Source organism: Pseudomonas sp. S3_A09 (assembly GCF_054668065.1).
The window spans coordinates 3354905-3374530 of record NZ_CP162752.1 but is presented as its reverse complement, the minus strand read 5'-3'; the positions used below and the strand labels follow the sequence as shown (position 1 = coordinate 3374530).

The following is a 19626-nucleotide window of genomic DNA, read 5'->3' as shown; positions in this document are numbered from 1 at the left end:
ATAAAAAACAGTCTTGGCATAGCCAGTGCTAAAGGGGTTCCCGTCGACACCTTTTCGACTGCGTCTACACCAAGGAAACAATCATGAATATCCCTATTGAAGCTTTAGCGCACCTCGTTGGCAGCTCGCCTCAATTCATGCTTCACCTGACAGACGAACAGCAAAAAAAACTTCGGCGCTTCATTCACAAGCGCGTACTCAACCCGGAAGATGCAGATGATCTTCTGCAATTGACGTACCTGGAAGCCTGGCGCAACCGAGAGCGTTTCAGCGGCAATGCGACGCTCAGCACGTGGATGTGTGGTATCGCGCAAAACCTTATCCGTAACCACTTCAGGCGCATGTACGCCAAGCCCGTGCATTGCGAGTTTGACGAGTCGCTCTGGCATGGTCAGGAGGACAATCGCAACCTGGATTGGGAATTTGAGGTCAACCGTCGCCTGGAAAAAACCCTGAGCGCTATCGACCATCTGCCGGTGGAAATGCGCAAGACCCTGTACGCCTCACTGGAAACCGACGGCAGCTATCAGGACACAGCCGACGCGTTGGACATTCCTATCGGCACCGTGCGTTCACGCCTGTCACGGGCCCGCGAACAGCTCAAACGCGCCACGCACAACCCGAAACACCCGTAGCGTCATTGCACGCGTTGAGCGGCAGGGATATCTGCTCAACGCGATCGGGTTTCGCGGGTACTCGGCAGGGCGAAGAGTGATCCACTCGTCGCCAGATTCGCTGATTTCGCTTAAACAGTTGAAAGCGTAGATAAAAATTCAAAATAAATGCTTGACGCATTGCCGTTCTACGCGAATAATGCGCGCCACTTGGCTACATAGCTCAGTTGGTTAGAGCATAGCATTCATAATGCTGGGGTCCGGGGTTCAAGTCCCTGTGTAGCCACCAAGTACCGATCCATAGACGTCTACAGCAGTCTATGAATCACCTCAAGAAGCCCGCCTCGTGCGGGCTTTCTTGTTTCTGGCGTTTCACAAGGCAACAGCCTGACAGCGCCATGTCCTGAACGTCCCTCCCCTGCGCGACACGCTCATCGGCCCGGAAATGCTCACCACAGGGCGACAGTTGGGTTAACCACGAGCACTGAAACTCCATTTCTGTATCCGTTCTGTGTGATTTCCGGTATCGACATCAGATAACGACTACATCCGAAGACATTCGCTTCCAAGCATGATCCCCATGGCTGAATACAGCCACATTGCCCTGAACTGCCCTCAAGCGGAGGCTGCTTGGATATGAAACAAGGATGTCTTGTGACAAACAATTCAGAGGTGAATGTCGCACCGCCAACACCGCTGATCATTCCCGACATACAACTGCCATTCTCCAACCCGACACCGCGCTCTGATCACGATGTGTTGAGGGAGCGTGTGCTCGCCTGGGCGCAAAGATACGGCCTGATCGGTCGCCGAGGGGCACACCGGCTAAGTACCACTGCGCTGCTCGACCTGGGGATGGCGCTGTGCGGGCAGGCGCCCACGCAGCAAGCCGAAACCCTGGTGTGCTGGTATCTGTGGGCACTCATACTCGATGACCGAATCGATGATGGGCCCTGGGCAGAAAATGGCGTACTGGAGCGTTTCGTCACAGCGGTGCAGGCAATAACCGAGAACGACGGTGCCGATCCGCTGGATGAAATCGGCCGATTTGATGACCCCATGCTCGGTGTCCTGATTGATGATCTGTGGCCACGGACACGGAACTGGGGTAACGAGCGTTGGCGGCATAGACTTGTACAGAATTTGCTCAGACACCTGCGTGCGCAGGCGACACTGGTAAACATGCGCGAAACAGGAGCGGCACTCACACTGTCCGAATATCTGCCGTTGCGACGGGACTCGTTCGGTGCACTGTTCTTCTTTGATCTCATCGATGCGGCCGAAACGCTCGACCCCTACCAACACTCAGCCGATATCGAATGGTGGAGCAGGCTGCGGGAGCACGCTGCCGATATCATCACCTGGACAAACGATATCCACTCGATTGCCAAAGATGTGGTGTGTGGCGAGCGCTTCAACCTGGTGTCGATTCTCGCGGACAGCGCCGGCACCGACTGGCCTGCATCGATCGAAGCGGCCCATCAGATGGTGAACGCGGCTGTCTCGGCATTCACCGAGCTCGCCGCCAAGCACACCCGCCAACGACCATCCGCCGCCACCGACCCGGACCGACTGCGTCAGGTTGCCCGTGCGGCGGGCGACTGGCACAGGAGCGTGTCCCGGTATCACCTGCAGGCCAACGACCCGACGGGTCGGATCAACCAGCAGGTGGACCTGAACCTCACCCCGCCTACCCTGAAATCCCGGCAATTCGAAATCGACCCCTACCCCCTTTATGAGCGTTTGCGTACCACGCTGCCGATCGTCTACGACGAGCCCACGGATGTGTGGCTGGTCAGCCGGTATGCGGATGTCAAAGCAGCGCTGACCCATCCCGGAGCTAGCAGCAACAACTACAGCTGGCAGATCGGACCGTTGCTGGGGCACACCCTTGTCGCCATGGACGGCTGTGAGCATGCCCAGCATCGAGCGTTATTGAGCCCGTCGTTCCGCAGCAAGGCCCTCGAAGTACTCGAAGCATCGATCACTTCGGCGAGCATGGACCTGCTGGCGCAGATGCAGGGCCGTCACCAGGTGGACCTCATTGCCGACTTCACCTGCGCGTTGCCCGTGCGGGTGATGGCCCGTGCACTGGGTCTCCCGGCGCAGACCACTGAAGAGGTAGAGCAGCTGAAAAAGTGGTGTGCCATTGGCTTCACCTACATGGGCAACTATCGACAGGATCCGACCCTGTTGACCGGTGGATTGTCCAACCGCGACCGTTTCTACGATTTCATCCAGCCACATATCGACGCCCGACGCACGGTACCCACCGACGATTTGATCTCTCATCTTCTGGCGGCACGGGTTGACGGTCAGCCATTGTCCGAGGCGTTCGTCAGAGCCTACTGCGCGATCCTGATGACGGCCGGCAGCGAGACCAGCCACGGTGCCTTGGCAAATCTCATTGTGAACCTGCTGGACGAGCCCGGCGTCAAGGAGGCGGTGATGGCCAATCCAGACTTGATGGACAATGCGCTCGCAGAAACCTTGCGACGCAATCCTCCCTTGCAGCTCGTTCTCAGGGAGGCCCGTGAATCGTTGGAGCTGCCGTCTGGAACCATTCCTTGCGGCGCGACCTTCGCCTGCCTGATCGGCTCGGCCAACCGTGATCCAGACCACTTCACCGATCCGGACACCTTCAATATGTCGCGCCCTCACCAGGAGACAAATCATTTTGCCTTCGGAGCGGGTCGGCATTTCTGCCTGGGATCGATACTGGCACGGATGGAGATCACGATCGGCGCCCGCCTGCTGCTACAGACCTTTCCAGGCGTGCGCTGGGCTCCAGGGTTCCAGCCCGCCGAACACGGCTTCCTCAACCGCTGCCCCGACCGGCTGGAGGTCGCACTGTGAACACCACTGGCCCAGCCGAGGAACCCGGCTACACCAACAGCTATCTCGGTGATCAGCAGGCCGGCCAACTAATGCGGCTGCGCACCCTGGAGCGTGCCTTTGACCCGTTGAGTCGAACAGTCTTTGGCCTGCTGCCTCTCCCGGAAAGGCCGACCATTCTTGACCTCGGCGCAGGCGCTGGATCATTCGCAAGCTGGCTGAGCACGCGATACTCCGACGCGACTGTCATCGCCACCGACATTGACCCCCGATTTCTCACCGACATACCCGGCATTCGGGTGATCACTCACAATGCCGCGACCGATGATTTTCCTGCGGCGTCTTTGGACGTGGTGCACGTTCGGGCCTTGTTGTGCCACCTTCCCGAACGCGAAGACATTCTGACCCGATTGGCCACCTGGGTCCGTCCAGGCGGCTGGCTGGTAATCGAAGATGTGAGTCTGCAACCCAGCCTTGGAACAGCCAACCCGTTGTTCCGCAAAGTCGCCCAGGCCGGCGTCACGCTCCTGGAGCAGTCCATTGAATCAGACATGCTCTGGGCCGATACCCTTCCAGACCGGCTACGTGAACGGGGGCTTTCCAACATCGGCTATCGCACCCTGGAAGGCCGAATCGGCGACGACAGCCCGGCTGATGCCTTCTGGGCGACAACTACAGCACACGCCGGGCCGGCACTGCTCAAGTGCGGCCTACTTTCTCAGAACGACCTTGATGCCATGATCAGACTGCGCGCCTCCCCGACGTTCACCGAGGCCGCTTTGACGTTTATCAGCGCCTGGGGACAAGTGCCCGAACGTGGGTAAGCGACCGCATCTGCACGAAAGAGGACACCCGATGAACGACAAAGTGATTTTAGTCGATGCACACGATATTCAGATCGGTGTGTGTGACAAACGCGACGCACACCTGGGAACGGGACGGCTGCATCGCGCCTTTTCGGTACACCTGATCGACAGCGCCGGGCGCCATCTGATTCAACGTCGCGCAGCAGGTAAAATGCTGTGGCCCGGTTTCTGGTCGAATGCTTGCTGCAGCCATCCGGCACCCGGCGAGACTGTTCCGGATGCGGCGTCACGCCGTCTGCGCGAAGAACTGGGGATCTCTGCCTCCTGCCGCTCGCTGTACAGTTTTGAATACCATGCGCACTTTGGTTCGATCGGGGCAGAACACGAACTTTGTCATGTATTGATTGCTCAATCTGACGCGGTGGTCTCCCCGACCACGGAGGAAGTCAGTGAGGTCGCGTGGCTGACCCGCGCGCAAGTATCAGCCCAACTTTCAGATCCGGCAGTCCCCTTCACACCCTGGTTTCGAATGCAGTGGTGCCGCCTGCTAGCGCAGCACCCCACATTCGATACCCCCGCATGTCAGGAATAAGTTCAGCGCCTTGCCAGGCTTGGTGTCCTCACACGCAGGTCTCCCAGGTCAATCGTCAGATCATTGCCCGGCCGGCTGCCCAGCGTGTCGTTCAGGTTCATCCGCAAGGGCTTATCGGCGTCCAGACCATATTCAAGGTCTGCATTGACGCGCTTCTGGGTATGACTCAGGCCCGCACTGCTGGAAAAACTGAGATTCGTCATCGCGGGTATCGACATGCCATGGGACTGGGTGGCGGTATAGCTCAGACTCATGTGTTTGACCCGCAGATTGGTGCGATCGCTCAGTGCGCGCCTGATCAGCGGCTCAGAACTTTCACCGGCAAGGTGACTGCGCTCTATCGCTCGCAGGATCTCTGGTTTGAGCTCCATGCCAAGCGTCACCGAAATGCCCTCGCCATGCTGCAACTGATCGAGCACCTGGGCAAATTGTGGGTCATCCCTCAACCACTGCTCGATCGCCGCTTTGTTGGCCGGCGCCACATCATCCAGCCAGGTATGACGGCCATCGTCCCTTAACCCCACGCGGGTGACAGAAGACTCCACTGACGCCAGTTGGCGAAGACCCTGTTTCACCAGGTCCTGCTGGACCATCAACCCATTCAATGACTGGCTGATGGCATGGTAAGCATCCGGCTTCGTCGCTATCGGCGGGTGCGTCGCGAGAAACCGTTGCACCGAGGCTAGCTGCTGATCCACCGTATTCCCCGACAGCTCGATCGCAGCCAGATCCTGCCTGAACGTCGGTGAGTAAAGCGACACACTGCGCTTCAGGTCATCAACCTGAGACTGAGTCACCGGTTGCGGATGCTTGAAAGAAAAACTGAAGGCCTGCGATTCGCCGCGATCAAACTTGACCATGACCGACAGTTCCGGCAATGCAAACACCGCCGCGCTGGGCCCACCGCTTTCGGCGCTGACCAACGCTAACGCATTGAGGGGCGCGATATTGGCCCCCACGCCTCCTTGCCGGAGGAACTGTGCGCTGGTTGCCGCATTGTGACGGGTGCCGGTTGCAGTGCGTGTGGCGGACTGACTCTTATCGGTATGGAAAAGATTGAGGTTTGCCACCCCGCCAACGCCAGCACGTATAACCGAGTCCAGCTCTGCGATGTCTTCCTGCGGGCTGTACATCAAGCGCAATTGCGCAAGTGCGTCCACATTGACGTCACCACTGACCTTCGAACTCTTACCTGCCGCATGCTCCTCCCCCAAAGCCAGCAGATCATAGACGCTACCTGTCTCACCGGTAAGGATCGACATCATCTTGCCAAAGTCCGCCTCTTTGACGTCGAAGGCGATGCTTGCCCCCTGGTTTTTTGCAACTGCGGCCGTCAGTTCCGCTGCAACCCTCAAGCCCGGCCCTACTGCGCCCGATCCTTTGCCTAAGGTCACGCCCGAGCCCACCGAACCCGCCAGTCGCCGCATGTCGTCCGAACTGATTTCAACCCGAGCGCCTTTGTCGGTACGGCTGATACTTACCCCATGGGTATGAGACTTGGAGACGCCCAGGAAAAACTCTACGGGGGCAATTGGCTTTATCCCCGTCACCATCAACCCCAGGCTTTTGCCTTGGGTTCGGCTCGGGGAAAGGGTCTGGCCACTGCTCAGTTGCTGTACTTGCTGCGTCATCGCGTCTTTGATGGAGGCATCCTTGGGCAACCCCAGGAGCCCCGAAAGATGCCAGTGAAGCGCAGAGCCGGGTGTGCCAAGGTCCTTGGCCAACAGCTTGAAGTTGCCATACAAGGATTCGGCCTGCGCATAACTGGCGATACCTTGGCTGGCCAATGTGTGCACGGGGCTGTCCTGGAACGCTTGCATGACATCCGCAAGAGACTTTTCCAAGCGTGCCAAGGCGCTCGGGCTATGGCCTGACGTAGCGTCGAGCGCCTGTACCAGGTCCGCCAATTGCTTGAGCGTGCTCGCATGATGGATCAGGTCGCCTTCGATCAATGCCGAGGGGTGATCGAGGTCCCGCTTGCCCCCGGGCTTGGCCGTGGGAAGCGTCACGCCCTGACCCTCAAAGTTGGCCAACAACGCGGCGGTCGTTTTTTCCGACGAGGGAGAGACTCTCTTGAACGCTTCATAGAGCTGATGCAGCGTCGAGCCAGGGTTGATTTCCGCCCTGTTTAATGTGGGCTTGGGGTCGAACGTTACACCGTGAGCGTCGCCCAAGCGGCGTGCGCTTGACTGGCTACTCTCCTCCACCTGCGTCAGCGCCTGGCGGATCTGCCCGGCCAGGGCCTGTCGCGGTCCTGGTTCGCTCAACGCGGTGAGCCGCAGATCCAAGTCAGCCGAAACCGGCCTGCTCTGCGCGAGAGGAGTGAGTTGCTGGTGCAGTCGCCGATCGTCAGCGTAGATGCCCTCCAACCCCTTGCGGCCATTGAAGTGCTGCTGAACACCTTTGGCTTTTTGGCTGAGAGCCTCCAGGGGATGAAAGTGTGCGCTGATCCCTTGAGAATATTGACGCTTGAGCGGCACCCCCTCACGGGTTTGCCCCATGACATTGCTGCCGACTGACAATGCCCCGCCGGGAAACTGCGCGCGCAGTTGCGTACTGGCCAACGTGTCGGCTAACGATGGCGCCGGGGTCGTCGATTGCATCGGGCCCCACTCCAGTGCTGAGGCGCTGGCATTATCCAGTCGGTAGAGCTGCTTGTTCCACCCCCCAATCAAGTGCTTATCAGCGTCCATCCGCAAGGACTCCAACGGTTGGCGACCCGGAAGTTCAACGCTGCTCCAGTGCTGCACGCCCGCGGTAGTACCCTGCCAGGCTTCGCGATTCAACCTGAACAGTTCTCCGCCCTGGGTATGTGCATAAAGATTGCCCACGTGATCCAGGGCCAGTGTTTTGATGTCAATCGCGGGTGACGCGTGTAACGGCTGGGCGTCCCCATCGTGATGGACCTGAAGCTGGTTGGTCTGGTCGACGGTGACAAAATTGCGGCCGTCAGCGACAGCGAATCCGGTAATGCGCCGCTGACTATCCCCTGCGAGCACTTCGTCAAGGGACACTTGCGGGCGCGGCGCAGGAAGAGCGGCCAAGTCATGGCTGGCACCCTCCATCAGCGGATCGCGCACTTGGCTGATGGCCACGGCCTTCAGTTGCCCTTCTTGCAGCACATAGGCACGACCATCCAACCCACGCTCCAGATGCTCGACACCGGGCTGAACGGTGTCTTGCCAACGTTGCGCCGCCGCGTCCCAGGTCAACAGGTTGCCCGCATCCAAGGCAACCTTGCCCCGCTGTCCCAGATCGACCGCCGCCGCCAGTGCGTGTTGGCTGGGCAGCGGCAGGCCTTTCTCGATGCCCTTGACCAGCACGTCGCTAAGGTTCCATTGCGGACGTAGGGTATTCGCGTCCCCCAGGGGCACGCTGTGCAATTGCTGACGTGCGTCGCGAACCTGAGCATTGAGTTGCCCCGCATCATCATGAAAGAAGCCTTCGACACTGACGGCTCCCTTCAACGCCCGCTCCAGCGATTCAAGCGGTTGACGGACCATCGGCAACTGTTGATCTCGCGCTATGCGCAGGTCTGCTTGGACCAATTCTCCGTCCGTGGTCGCGCCATACAGCGCGTTTCCCGACAACCCGATACGGGCGAGCTGCACGGGCGCTCCCAGCTCATCCACCGGCTGCACGGCCTGCACATTCCCGCCCTGGACATGCACCAAAGAAGCCTCCCGGGCCTGGTTCAGCTGCACCGTAGTGCGGCCATGCGCACTGCTGTCGGCAACGCCCTTGGGGGTCTTTAGCAACTGCCCCTCGTTCGTCAGGCCAATACGGCTGAATGCACGAGCGTCTGCGTCATGCATCCACGGCAGTGTGAGGGATTCAAAGCGAAACAGTCGATCGCCGTCCAGGCGAAACTGCTGGCCATCCAACGTCGTTTGAACCGCGCTGACGCTGCCCAGATGCGCGCGCCCCGGACTCTCGACAACGTCGCCGGTTGCATCCGGAAGGCTGCTTTTGAACACCGCCGCGACCGCCGGTGTGGAATGGATGTGAAACACATGCTGGCGCTCGTCCTTCATCCGCAACGTATGCGTACCTGCTGTCGAAGGGCCATCAGCCACATAGTGTTTATTGGGCTGGTTGAGGTGGTGGGCGATATCACGGCCAGTCAGTGTCGTATCAGCCTGTACCTTGCCATCGTTGAGGGAAACATCGAACTGCATTGAGGTCGGGTGCAAGGGTTGATAGTGCAGCAACACTGGCGGAGACAGTTCCTGGCCCGGCCTCTTCAAGCGTTCCACCAGATCATTCTGTAACTTGAAAAGAGCTTTCAATTCCGTGCGCATGGCAATACTCCCAAACAAAATTCATCACAGCTGTCTAGTGGGCATCCGCCCTGTTTGGTTCCACCACGGGCCTTTCCACAACGGCGACTGCATGCGCACGAAAAAACCACTCAACTGTATTTTGACGCTCGCTTGACCCACTGTTAGTGTCCGGCTCCATCCCTACACGGAGTGCTTTCGATGAAACTGGATATCTTTCAAGTCGACGCTTTCAGTCAATCGGTCTTTGGCGGCAACCCGGCTGCGGTGTGCCCGCTGACCGAGTGGCTCAGCGATGAGCAACTGCAAAACATCGCAGCGGAAAACAACCTCTCCGAAACCGCCTATTTCGTACCCCGTGGCGAGTTCTACGAGTTGCGCTGGTTTACCCCGGAGGTCGAAGTGGACCTGTGCGGCCACGCCACACTTGCGGCGGCCTGGGTGTTGATTCACCTGCTGGGGGATGCGCCTGAAGTGTTGCGCTTTGCGACACGCAGTGGCGAACTGCGGGTCACGCGTAACGGTGACGAGTTGGCAATGGACTTCCCGGCCAAGCAACCCCAGCCTTGTGAGCCACCCGATGGAATGTTGAGCGCGCTGGGCATTGAACAGGCCGAAGTGTTCAGCACCGATGACTACATCGTGTTGCTGGAAGACGAAGCGCAAGTCGCCGCACTGAAACCGGATTTTGCCCACCTCAAGGGTTTGCCGAAACGCGGGATTGCAGTGACCGCCAAAAGCGCACGGTTCGATTTTATCTCCCGCTGGTTCGGGCCCAACGTGGGCGTGAATGAAGACCCGGTCACCGGTTCGGCCCATACGTCACTGGCGCCGTTCTGGGCCGAACGCTTGGGCAAGTCGAGCATGACAGCGGAGCAAGGCGGAACGCGCCGCGGCCAGCTGCGCTGCGAACTCAAGGGTGACCGCGTGATCATTTCCGGCCATGCCGTGCTCTACCTGCAAGGCACGATTTACCTGTAAAAAGCAGTGCCCCAAGGACAACAGATCATTCTCAAAATGAACGGAGTTCAGCGCGTGTTTTCGATTTCCCGCCGTCAACTGTCGGTGATTGCCGCAGCCCTCGCCCTGGCTGCATGCAACACCTCTGTCAACGAACCGCCACCGGCACCGGAGCTGGGTTCAGGCTATCGCACCGACCTCACCACCCAACAGGCCAAGCGTCATATGGCAGCGGCCGCCAACCCGCTGGCGGCCGAGGCCGGGCGCGAAATGCTGCGCAAGGGCGGTTCGGCGATCGATGCGGCGATTGCGATGCAGGCGGTGTTGACCCTGGTGGAGCCGCAGTCTTCCGGCATCGGCGGTGGCGCGTTCATCATGCTCTGGGACGGGAAAAAGGTGCACGCCTATGACGGCCGCGAAACCGCTCCGGCCGGGGCGACGCAGCAGTTGTTCCTGAGGGCTGACGGCAAGCCGATGGTATTTCCGGAAGCGCAGATCGGCGGACGCTCGGTCGGCACCCCTGGGGTATTGCGTGCGCTCGAAATGGCGCACAAGACGACCGGTCACCTGCAATGGGCCGAGCTGTTCGAGCCGGCGATCCGGTTGGCGGAACAGGGTTTTGCCATTTCTCCACGCCTGCACAGCCTGATCGCGGCCGACCGCTATATCGCGCAATCGCCGGACATGGCGGCGTACTTCCTGAACGCCGATGGCACACCCAAAGCCACCGGTACCCTGTTGAAAAACCCGGCGCTGGCCGATGTGTTCAAACGCATCGCCAAGGAAGGGCCGGATGCGCTGTACCAAGGGCCGATTGCCGATGAGATCGCACGCAAGGTGCAGGGCCATCGCAACGCCGGCAGCCTGTCCCAGGCGGACCTCAAGGGCTATACCGCCAAGGAACGCACGCCGCTGTGCACCGATTACAAACAATGGAAAGTCTGCGGCATGCCGCCGCCATCCTCGGGCGGCGTCGCCATCGCACAAATCCTCGGCACCTTGCAGGCGCTGGAAGCCCGCGATCCTGCCCTGGCCATCGCAGCGATGCAACCGCTGAAAAGCCCGTCGCCCGCTGGCCTCGAGCCAACCCCCGAAGCCGTGCACCTGTTGGCCGAAGCCGGACGCCTGGCCTTTGCCGATCGTGGCCTCTACGTCGCCGACGCGGACTTCGTCCCGGTGCCGGTGGCGGGCCTTGTCGCGCCGGATTACCTGGCAAAACGTGCCGCCCTGATCGGCGCGCGCAGCATGGGCATCGCCAAGCCGGGCGTGCCGGCGGGCATCCAGGTGGCCTACGCACCGGATCGATCGCCGCTGCGCATTTCCACATCGCAAGTGGTGGCGGTGGATGACCTCGGCGGCGCCGTGTCGATGACCACCACGGTGGAAGCGGCGTTTGGCGCCCATGTCATGGTCCAGGGCTTCCTGCTCAACAACCAGATGACCGACTTTTCGTTTATCCCCGAGGAAAACGGCCAGCCCGTGGCCAACCGCGTCGAGCCGGGTAAACGCCCGCGTTCGGCCATGGCGCCGACCCTGGTGTTCGACCGCAAGAGCGGCGAGTTACTGGCCACGGTCGGCTCCCCCGGTGGCTCACAAATCATCGAGTACGTGAGCAAGTCCCTGGTGGCGATGCTCGACTGGAAACTCGATCCGCAAGCCGCCATCAGCTTGCCCAACTTCGGCAGCCGCAATGGCGCGACCGAACTGGAAAGCGGCCTGTTCAGCCCCGCGCTGAAACAGGCCCTCAAGGACAAAGGCCATGCGCTGAGCGAGATCGATATGACCAGCGGCATCCAGGCCATCGTCCTCACCCGGGATGCCCAGGGCAAGGTGTCGCTGAGCGGCGGCGCCGACCCTCGGCGTGAAGGCGAAGCGGTCGGCGACTGATTAATCATTCAACGGAGAAACGCCCGTGCAGCAAGCAGATAACCTCGGCGCCATTCCCGGCATCGACCACGGTTTTTGTTCGATCGATGATCCGCTGCGCCCGGAAGCGGTGTTCATCTGCAAGCAAATGCACAGCGCCTCAGTGATTGAATGGCAAGCCGGCGCAGTGCCCAATACGGTGGAGGCAGATGGGGTATATACCGGCGAGCCCCACCCCATCGCGGTGATCACGGCCGATTGCCTGCCCATTCTCATCGCCGCCACAAACGGCGAGAAGGTAGCGGCCGTCCATGGCGGGTGGAAAGGCTTGCAAGGCGGGATTGTAGCTAACGCCGTGCAGCGTTTTGCTGATGAAGGCATTGCCGTCGACCAGTTGCGGGTGGCGATCGGACCGTCGATCAAGCCATGCTGCTATGAGGTGAGCGAGGGGTTTATCACACAGTTCCAGGCGGATCAGGGGCACTTGTGGTTGAACGGGCGAGCGCCGTGGAGCGCCGCGCAGCCCGCGCCGTTGCTGCCACCTGAAATCGCACCACCCCACGCCAGGCATGCGGGCAGTGCGTGGTTTGATTTGAGTGGCTATGGGGTGATGTTGCTGCAAGCAGCCGGCATCCGGCGGGAGCAGATCGAGGTGAGTAAGGTGTGCACTTACTGCACCTCTCCCACCTTTGCCAGCTATCGCCGAAGGACGCATAACCCGGAGGAACAGAAGACGTTGATCTATTCGTGGATTGCTCGTCTCACCGACTGATCTTCAACCCCTTACGCCCCGCATGCCGCTCCAATGCCAGCTCGATCAACCGGCTCACCAGCTCGCTGTAGCTCATGCCCGCCGCCTGCCACAACTTGGGGTACATGCTGATGCGGGTGAAGCCGGGCAGTGAGTTGATTTCGTTGATCAGCACTTCACCGTCGTCGGTGAGGAACACGTCGACCCGTGCCAGACCGGAACAGCCCAGCACCTCGAACGCCTCGATGGCCAACCCGCGAATGCGCTCGCTGGCTTCCTGGCTGATATCGGCCGGCACCACCACCTGGGCAGCCTGGTCGTCAATGTACTTGCTGTCGTAGGAATAGAAACCGCTGCTCACCACGATCTCCCCACAACCACTGGCGATGGGGTTTTCATTGCCGAGCACGGCGCATTCGATTTCACGGCCTTTTACGGCGGATTCAACCAACACCTTTTCATCAAAACCCAGGGCCAGTTCGACGGCCGCGTGGTACTCGGCTTCATCGCCGACTTTACTCACGCCTACCGAGGAACCCTGGTTCGCGGGTTTGACGAACATCGGCAGGCCGAGCTTGTTCACCGCAGCCTCAAACGACGTACGTGCCGCGTTGCTACGGGTCAGGGTGATGAACGGGGTGACCGCAATGCCAGCATCGCGCAGCAAGCGCTTGCTGATGTCCTTGTCCATGCACACGGCCGAGCCGAGCACGTCGGAGCCGACGAAAGGCAAGTCCGCCATGCGCAACAGGCCTTGCAGGCTACCGTCTTCGCCGAGGGTGCCGTGGACAATGGGGAAGATCACATCCACATGCTCCAGCAGGCCCGTGCCCGAAGTTTCCACCAGTTGCTGGTTGGCCTTGCCGGGCACGACCGCCAGCTCGCGGTTGGACTGGTTGAGGGCGATCAGGGCCGGGTTTTCCTGGTTGAGCAGGAAATTCGATGTGTCGTTGAGGTGCCAGTGGCCGGCCTTGTCGATGCCGATCAGCACCGGCTCGAAACGGGAACGATCCAGCGCATCAACAATGTTGCGCGCCGACTGCAACGAGACTTCATGCTCGGCCGACCGGCCACCAAAAATAATACCTACCCGCACCTTGCTCATGAACCGGCCTCACTGTTGAAAGTAAGGCTTCTTACCACGTGTGGTCAGCGATTCGCTACCAGATGTGCACCGAACAACAGGTAGCAGCCCCCGGCAAAGCGGTCGAGCCATTTGCGTGAACGGCTGTAAAGGTCGGCCATGCGCTGACTGGAAAACACCAGGGCCACACACGAATACCAGCTGAACGACAAGGTGGCCATGGTGATTACCGCCAGGGTCAGCAGCATCGGCGAGGGAGACGGCGGCATGGTGGACGCGAAGATGGTGGCCACAAACAGCGCCGCCTTGGGGTTGGACAAGTTGCCCAGCAGGCCCAGTCGCCATGCGGAAAACAACGAGCGCCGTGCCTCAGCCGACAGCATGCCCTGGCCCATGGCCGGTGCCGAGCGCTTGAACAGCTTCAACCCGAGGTAGATCAAGTAGCAGCCACCCATGATCTTGAACGCCAGGTACAGCATCGGCGCAGCGGTAAACAAGGACTTGATCCCCAGGCCTCCGGCCAGTCCCCACAGGATGGTACCCGTCGCCACGCCGGCCGATGCCACCACGCCATGGCGGCGCGAACAACTGGCGGCCAATTGCGCCGTGTTGAAAAAGTTGGGGCCGGGCGTCACCACTGCCACCGTCCACAGCAGGGCCAGCGAAACCAGGGGCGCCAGGTAGGCGGGGTTGGAAAAATCCATGAGAGGCCGCTCCATCAGTGCAAGGCACGAACAGCAATCATAGGCCTCGCCCACACCCTGCACAATCGTACAAGACCTCGGCAGACAATCCGAGCCAGACTGGGTTAACGTACTTCCCTCTCTTTTTTGTGACACGCCACCATGGGCAAACCCACCGCCATCCTCGACTGGCTGCACCGCGCCCCACATGCCAGCGGCCTGGACCGTATCGAGGCCTATTTTGCCGGCTTCGCCTTCGACCCGCATCGCCATGACACCTATGCCATTGGGCGGACGCTGATGGGTGTGCAGAGTTTTCACTACCGCGGCGACATGGTCCACAGCCTGCCCGGCACCACCATGGTCCTGCACCCCGATGAGACCCACGACGGTCATGCGGGCAGCGACGAAGGGTTCAAGTACCGGATGATTTATGTCGAGCCGTCGCTGATCCAGCAGATTCTCGGCGGCAAGCCGTTGCCGTTCATCCCTAACGGTTTATCCACGGATCCGAGGCTGTTCCGCGCCAGCGAAGTGCTGCTGCAGAACCTCGAAAACCCCATCGACCCGTTGCAGGAACAGGACGCCCTGTTCGACCTGGCCCACGCGCTCAGCAACGTGTCGGGCGCCATCATCAGCCGCAAGACCTTCGACTATGTGGCCGCCGAGCGCGCGCGGGAATTTATCCACAGCGCCCTGGGCCGCAGCATCACCCTGGATGAAATGGCCAACCATGCCGGCCGCGACCGCTGGGCTTTGTCGCGGGATTTTCGCTTGCTGTTCGGCACCAGCCCCTACCGCTACCTGACCATGCGTCGGTTGGATCTGGTGCGCAGCCTGCTGGCCCAGGGCCAATCGTTGGTGGACGCGGCGATGACCGCCGGCTTTACCGACCAGAGCCACATGACCCGGCAGTTTCGCAGCACCTACGGCATGCCACCATCGCGCTGGGTAAAAATGTCAGACCGTTTCCAGGACAGGTGACCCGGCCGGGCGCTTGAGGCGCAGCGCCAACACCGCGCCTGCCAGAGCGAGAGTGCGAGGAAACAGTACTGGACGCCGAAGCGGTTCATGCGCTCACCCTCCGTCGCCGGGCGCAGTCGGACGATCTCGCTGGTCTATCCGCCGTCCCGGCAGTACTCACCGAAGTGGTGAGTTTCACGCCTGCGGCGTCAAGCTCGAAGCCTGGAGTTGACCTCCGATGGTCAAGAAATGCCCGCCTGCCACATGGTGCAACGTGCGCAGTTCATCATGCCCTTCGAAGTGCCACCGGCCGTCGCTGAATACGCGGTCGTCGGCATAGGCCGCGACGACTTCACCCAGGAAAAGATCGTAAGTCTGCTGGTTGTGAGGCTCGGGCAGCAGGCGGCATTCCAACCACGCCACGCAACCTTCCAGCAGCGGTGCTTCGGTGTGTTCTCCCTTGAACGTTTGCAAGCCGTAAGCGGCAAACTTGTCAGTCTCGGAGCCGGTGGTGTTGCCGACCGTCTGCACAAGATCCGCCTGGGCCGCGCAAGGCACCTGGAGCACAAAGGTGCCGGCGCCTTCCAGCAATTGACGTGTCCAAGTGGCCTTGTCCAGCACCACGGCGACTTTAGGCGGTTCGAAATCCAGCGGCATGGCCCAAGCAGCCGCCATGATATTGCGCTGGCCGTTGTGCGCGGCGCTCACCAGCACGGTCGGGCCATGGTTGAGCAAACGGTAGGCTTTGGACAGCGGAACGGGGCGACGGTGGGTAGGGCTCATGGACGGTCGACTCTTTTATGCCAGAAAGCGCCTACGATACCCGAAGCCCCGGGCTCAACTCGACAGTTGGTTGGCGAACTGCCCGACCGCACTGACCACCTTTTGCGCGCCGTCCTGGATCTCCACGATCACCGTGCCCGCTTCGGCCGCCAGAGCCAGGCCTTGCTCGGCTTGCAGGCGTCCGTCGGTCATCAGGCTGACCGCATCGCGGGCCATGTCCTGGTTCTGACGGACCACGCCCACAATCTCCTCGGTCGCCTTGCTGGTACGCGAGGCCAGTTGCCGCACCTCATCGGCGACCACCGCAAAACCACGCCCCTGCTCGCCTGCACGCGCCGCTTCGATCGCGGCGTTGAGCGCCAGCAGGTTGGTCTGCTCGGCAATGCCGCTGATGGTATTGACGATGGTGCCGATCACCTGGGACTGGGCGTTCAGCGCTTCAATGCCTTCGCCAGCCTGTTGCATGTGCTTGGCCAGGTCGCGCATCACATCCACTGCCTGAGTCACGACGGTCGTACCGCGTTGGGCGCTGTTATCGGTTTGCAACGAAGTGCTGTAAGCCATGTTTGCCGCCTCGGCAACCGCCTGTTCCTGGTTGACCTGATCGGTGATCACCGTGGCGAACTTGACCACTTTGTACAGCCGGTCGGTGGCATCCATCACCGGGTTGTAGGTGGCTTCCAGCCAGACCACACGGCCATGGCTGTCCACGCGTTTGAAGCGCGCCGCGACGAACTCACCGGCGTTCAGACGTTTCCAGAAGTCCTGGTACTCGGTGCTGTTGTATTCCTCCGGCTCGCAGAACATGCGGTGATGTTTGCCCTGGATTTGCGCCAGGCTGTAGCCCATGCCACTGAGGAAGCGATCGTTCGCCGTCAGCACGTGGCCACCAAGGTCGAACTCGATCACCGCGGTGGAACGCACCAACGCGGTGATCAGGTTTTCATGCTCACGGGAAGCCTCGATGGTGCGAGTGAGGTCGCTGGAATAAATCGAGAAATGCTTGATGCGCCCATCGGAACTGCGCACTGGCTGCACAATCGAGCGCAGCCACACTTCCTGGCCATTGCCGCGCACCAAGCGCACGGTGCCGGCGAAATGTTCGCCGCGCACCAGTGCGTTCTTGAAGCGCAGCTGGAACTCGTCTTTGCGCACGTGGGCCGGCACCAAGTCTTCGATCGGACGCCCAAGCAGTTGGCCACTCTGGTAGACCAGTTCCTGCAGGAAGTTGGCATTGGCCCACTCCACCCGGCCTTCGGCGTCCAGCGTCAGGCACAGCATTTCACTTTCCAGGCTCTCCTTGACCTGATTCAAGCTGGACAACTCTTCGCGAAGAGCCGCCAGCTCCTGCTTCAAACGGGTGTTGAACATGGGGCACCGATGATCTAATGGGGGAGATGGATCTGACCTGCATCGGCGCTCCCGGTGTTTTCTGAAGAGGGCTTTAGCCCCATTCCCGAGTATATTTTTAGCTCCATCAGCTGCCATTGTTTCGGCACACGCCCATCACTTGATACTCAAGGGTATTGAGCTTGCCGCTGGAGTCTTCGTAGGTCATGCGCGACGGCACCGTGTTGCACGAGCGGATCGGTGCCGTGACGTTGACCACCTCGGCAATGTCCAGCTTCATGCCATAGCGATAGGCCTGGACTTCGGGTGCCGGCTTGCCCTTTTTGGCGGCGTAGTCGGCCATGGCCTTTTCATTACGCTCCATCATCAGCGCGAACGTACGATCGCCCCCGCCTTCAGCCAAGGCACCAAAAGACAAGACTGCCGTTAACACACCCAGGCCGATTGAATAAACGTTCATGCTTAGTTCCTCGATTGAAAGTTCAGTGTCGAGACTAACCAACTGACCCTGACGCAATCTTCACCAGAACATTACTTATTTGTTAGATAACGGTGAGTTTCCATAATTGTAATGTTCACGCCACGTCTTCGTTATCCAGGGTTTGCAACTATCAGCCCGGGCCAGATCAATAAGAACGCCCACTCCCATAAGAAGCTGAACACTGCCAGTCACCAGGAGCGAACCATGCGTATCCGTCACTACAGCCTTCACCTCTCACTGTGCGCCGCCTTGCCCTTCACGGCTGTGGCCGCGCAAGACCCACCCGAGGGGTTTATCGAAGGCAGCACCGTTAACGTGCTGGCACGTAATTTTTACTTCAATCGCGATGATCGCAAGGGCCAGTCCAGCCCCACCGGCAACGGCTATTCAGAAGCCTGGGCGCAGGGATTGATTGGACGATTCGAATCCGGCTTTACCCAAGGCACCGTGGGGTTCGGCCTGGACGCATTTGCCATGGTCGGCGTGAAACTCGACTCGGGCACCGGTCGCAGCGGTGGCAAAGGTTCGTTCGGCGTGTTGCCGGTGGACAGCAGCAACCACCCGGAAGACAACTACAGCAAAGTCGGGGGTGCCGCGAAATTGCGTGTGCTGGACACCGTGATCAAAGCCGGCGATGTATTCCCGCTGACCCCGGTCGTGGCCTACGGCGATTCGCGCGTCTTGCCCGAAAGCTTTCGTGGCGTCACCGCGCAAAACACCAGCCTGGAAGGCCTGAGCTTGCAGGGCGGACGCTTGACCGGCATGAGCCAGCCTGCGCAAAGCGGCATGGACAAGGGGTTTGCCACCTTCTACGCAGGCCCGGTCGACTCGCCCTGGATCGGCTATTTCGGCGGTGACTACACCGTCAACAAAAACCTTAGCTTCAGCCTCTACAGCAGTCGCTTGAAAGACGCCTGGGACCAGTACTATTTCGGCAGCGCCGCCCGTTATCCACTCAATGACGAGGTCTCGCTGTTCGGCGACTTCAGCTACTACAAGGCGGTGGACGAAGGTAAGAAGCGGCTGGGGGCATTCGACAACAACATCTGGAGCGCCAGGCTCGGCGTGAAAGTCGGCGCCCACAGTCTGGCTGTCTCGCACCAGCGCAACAACGGCGATGACGACTTCGATTACCTGCGCCAGTCGGACTCGATCTTCCTCAACAACTCGATCCAGTACAGCGACTTCAACTCGCCCAAGGAGCGCTCATGGATGGTGCGCTACGACCTCGACATGCAGGCCTTCGGCATTCCCGGCCTGTCATTCATGACCCGCTACGGCAGAGGCTCCGGCGCTGACTACAGCAACGCCAACGCGGTGTACATGCGCCGTGATGGGGCCGGCAATCCGCTTACCGATCAGCGCCGCTGGGAACGGGATATCGAAGCCCGCTATGTGGTGCAGGCGGGCCGTTTGAAAGATTTGTCGTTGCGACTGCGCCAGGCGACGGTGCGCTCAAGTGCATTTGAGTCGGACTTGGAAGAAGTTCGGGTGATTGTCGAATATCCAATTGCGGTGCTGTGAGGCAGGCCAATTACATTCACTTTCTAATGCGCTACATCTGTTCACAAGTTGAAA

Annotated in this window: 15 protein-coding genes and 1 tRNA gene; 10 read left to right on the top strand and 6 right to left on the bottom strand. The window is 60.2% G+C overall.

Annotated elements, in window-relative coordinates:
* Window positions 1-83 precede the first annotated feature (83 nt).
* The 5 genes from AB4N92_RS15670 (at window position 84) to idi (ending at window position 4847) form a co-directional block, all read left to right on the top strand.
* On the top strand, window positions 84-635 hold the full coding sequence (locus AB4N92_RS15670) for an RNA polymerase sigma factor (RefSeq protein ID WP_010213349.1): 552 nt from the start codon (window positions 84-86) through the stop codon (window positions 633-635).
* A 191-nt stretch (window positions 636-826) separates the two neighbouring features.
* A tRNA-Met gene (locus AB4N92_RS15665) sits at window positions 827-903 on the top strand.
* 347 nt (window positions 904-1250) lie between these two features.
* Complete coding sequence (locus tag AB4N92_RS15660) at window positions 1251-3470, top strand: cytochrome P450 (RefSeq protein WP_233094831.1); 2220 nt, start codon at window positions 1251-1253, stop codon at window positions 3468-3470.
* Window positions 3467-4273, top strand: coding sequence for a class I SAM-dependent methyltransferase (locus tag AB4N92_RS15655; RefSeq protein ID WP_236267225.1), 807 nt, complete (start codon window positions 3467-3469; stop codon window positions 4271-4273). Before AB4N92_RS15660 ends, AB4N92_RS15655 begins: the two co-directional genes overlap by 4 nt.
* A gap of 31 nt (window positions 4274-4304) precedes the next feature.
* Entirely contained in the window at window positions 4305-4847 is a 543-nt protein-coding gene (gene idi, locus AB4N92_RS15650) for an isopentenyl-diphosphate Delta-isomerase (RefSeq protein WP_010213355.1), read from the top strand.
* 2 nt (window positions 4848-4849) lie between these two features.
* Here the strand turns inward: idi and AB4N92_RS15645 are convergent, their stop codons facing one another.
* Window positions 4850-9148 (bottom strand): AvrE-family type 3 secretion system effector, encoded by a 4299-nt coding sequence (locus AB4N92_RS15645; protein WP_460127516.1) that lies wholly within the window; start codon window positions 9146-9148, stop codon window positions 4850-4852.
* A gap of 180 nt (window positions 9149-9328) precedes the next feature.
* On the opposite strand from AB4N92_RS15645, the gene AB4N92_RS15640 reads away from it, so the two are divergent.
* From AB4N92_RS15640 to pgeF, 3 genes are read left to right on the top strand one after another with little or no spacing between them, the layout of a single operon-like run.
* Window positions 9329-10108: a PhzF family phenazine biosynthesis protein gene (locus AB4N92_RS15640; RefSeq protein ID WP_010213357.1), complete on the top strand. Its 780-nt coding sequence runs from the start codon at window positions 9329-9331 to the stop codon at window positions 10106-10108.
* A 36-nt stretch (window positions 10109-10144) separates the two neighbouring features.
* Window positions 10145-11974 carry a gamma-glutamyltransferase gene (gene ggt / locus AB4N92_RS15635; RefSeq protein WP_236267227.1) on the top strand — a complete coding sequence of 610 codons (1830 nt, stop codon included), beginning with the start codon at window positions 10145-10147 and terminating at the stop codon, window positions 11972-11974.
* 25 nt (window positions 11975-11999) lie between these two features.
* Window positions 12000-12725 carry a peptidoglycan editing factor PgeF gene (gene pgeF / locus AB4N92_RS15630; RefSeq protein WP_042571033.1) on the top strand — a complete coding sequence of 242 codons (726 nt, stop codon included), beginning with the start codon at window positions 12000-12002 and terminating at the stop codon, window positions 12723-12725.
* On the opposite strand, the gene ddlA is transcribed toward pgeF, so the two are convergent.
* Window positions 12715-13809, bottom strand: coding sequence for a D-alanine--D-alanine ligase (ddlA, locus tag AB4N92_RS15625; protein ID WP_236267228.1), 1095 nt, complete (start codon window positions 13807-13809; stop codon window positions 12715-12717). The two genes, pgeF and ddlA, sit on opposite strands and share 11 nt — an antisense overlap.
* A 44-nt stretch (window positions 13810-13853) precedes the next feature.
* Complete coding sequence (locus AB4N92_RS15620; protein WP_069673378.1) at window positions 13854-14492, bottom strand: LysE family transporter; 639 nt, start codon at window positions 14490-14492, stop codon at window positions 13854-13856.
* 141 nt (window positions 14493-14633) lie between these two features.
* On the opposite strand from AB4N92_RS15620, the gene AB4N92_RS15615 reads away from it, so the two are divergent.
* On the top strand, window positions 14634-15455 hold the full coding sequence (locus AB4N92_RS15615) for an AraC family transcriptional regulator (RefSeq protein WP_010213364.1): 822 nt from the start codon (window positions 14634-14636) through the stop codon (window positions 15453-15455).
* A gap of 174 nt (window positions 15456-15629) precedes the next feature.
* On the opposite strand, the gene AB4N92_RS15610 is transcribed toward AB4N92_RS15615, so the two are convergent.
* The 3 genes from AB4N92_RS15610 to AB4N92_RS15600 form a co-directional block, all read right to left on the bottom strand.
* Window positions 15630-16217 carry a flavin reductase family protein gene (locus tag AB4N92_RS15610; protein ID WP_021491955.1) on the bottom strand — a complete coding sequence of 196 codons (588 nt, stop codon included), beginning with the start codon at window positions 16215-16217 and terminating at the stop codon, window positions 15630-15632.
* 54 nt (window positions 16218-16271) lie between these two features.
* Window positions 16272-17588, bottom strand: a complete 1317-nt coding sequence (locus tag AB4N92_RS15605; protein ID WP_042571030.1) for a methyl-accepting chemotaxis protein — start codon at window positions 17586-17588, stop codon at window positions 16272-16274.
* A gap of 106 nt (window positions 17589-17694) precedes the next feature.
* Window positions 17695-18027, bottom strand: coding sequence for a DUF2790 domain-containing protein (locus AB4N92_RS15600; protein WP_044286599.1), 333 nt, complete (start codon window positions 18025-18027; stop codon window positions 17695-17697).
* Window positions 18028-18252: 225 nt separating this feature from the next.
* On the opposite strand from AB4N92_RS15600, the gene AB4N92_RS15595 reads away from it, so the two are divergent.
* Window positions 18253-19572, top strand: a complete 1320-nt coding sequence (locus AB4N92_RS15595) for an OprD family porin (RefSeq protein ID WP_069673381.1) — start codon at window positions 18253-18255, stop codon at window positions 19570-19572.
* Window positions 19573-19626 lie beyond the last annotated feature (54 nt).

Bases quoted from the DNA above. Each gene is read 5' to 3' on its own strand.
- AB4N92_RS15670 (WP_010213349.1), top strand. From the start codon at position 84: ATGAATATCCCTATTGAAGCTTTAGCGCACCTCGTTGGCAGCTCGCCT.
- AB4N92_RS15660 (WP_233094831.1), top strand. From the start codon at position 1,251: ATGAAACAAGGATGTCTTGTGACAAACAATTCAGAGGTGAATGTCGCA.
- idi (WP_010213355.1), top strand. From the start codon at position 4,305: ATGAACGACAAAGTGATTTTAGTCGATGCACACGATATTCAGATCGGT.
- AB4N92_RS15645 (WP_460127516.1), bottom strand. From the start codon at position 9,148: ATGCGCACGGAATTGAAAGCTCTTTTCAAGTTACAGAATGATCTGGTG.
- AB4N92_RS15640 (WP_010213357.1), top strand. From the start codon at position 9,329: ATGAAACTGGATATCTTTCAAGTCGACGCTTTCAGTCAATCGGTCTTT.
- ggt (WP_236267227.1), top strand. From the start codon at position 10,145: ATGAACGGAGTTCAGCGCGTGTTTTCGATTTCCCGCCGTCAACTGTCG.
- ddlA (WP_236267228.1), bottom strand. From the start codon at position 13,809: ATGAGCAAGGTGCGGGTAGGTATTATTTTTGGTGGCCGGTCGGCCGAG.
- AB4N92_RS15620 (WP_069673378.1), bottom strand. From the start codon at position 14,492: ATGGATTTTTCCAACCCCGCCTACCTGGCGCCCCTGGTTTCGCTGGCC.
- AB4N92_RS15615 (WP_010213364.1), top strand. From the start codon at position 14,634: ATGGGCAAACCCACCGCCATCCTCGACTGGCTGCACCGCGCCCCACAT.
- AB4N92_RS15610 (WP_021491955.1), bottom strand. From the start codon at position 16,217: ATGAGCCCTACCCACCGTCGCCCCGTTCCGCTGTCCAAAGCCTACCGT.
- AB4N92_RS15605 (WP_042571030.1), bottom strand. From the start codon at position 17,588: ATGTTCAACACCCGTTTGAAGCAGGAGCTGGCGGCTCTTCGCGAAGAG.
- AB4N92_RS15600 (WP_044286599.1), bottom strand. From the start codon at position 18,027: ATGAACGTTTATTCAATCGGCCTGGGTGTGTTAACGGCAGTCTTGTCT.
- AB4N92_RS15595 (WP_069673381.1), top strand. From the start codon at position 18,253: ATGCGTATCCGTCACTACAGCCTTCACCTCTCACTGTGCGCCGCCTTG.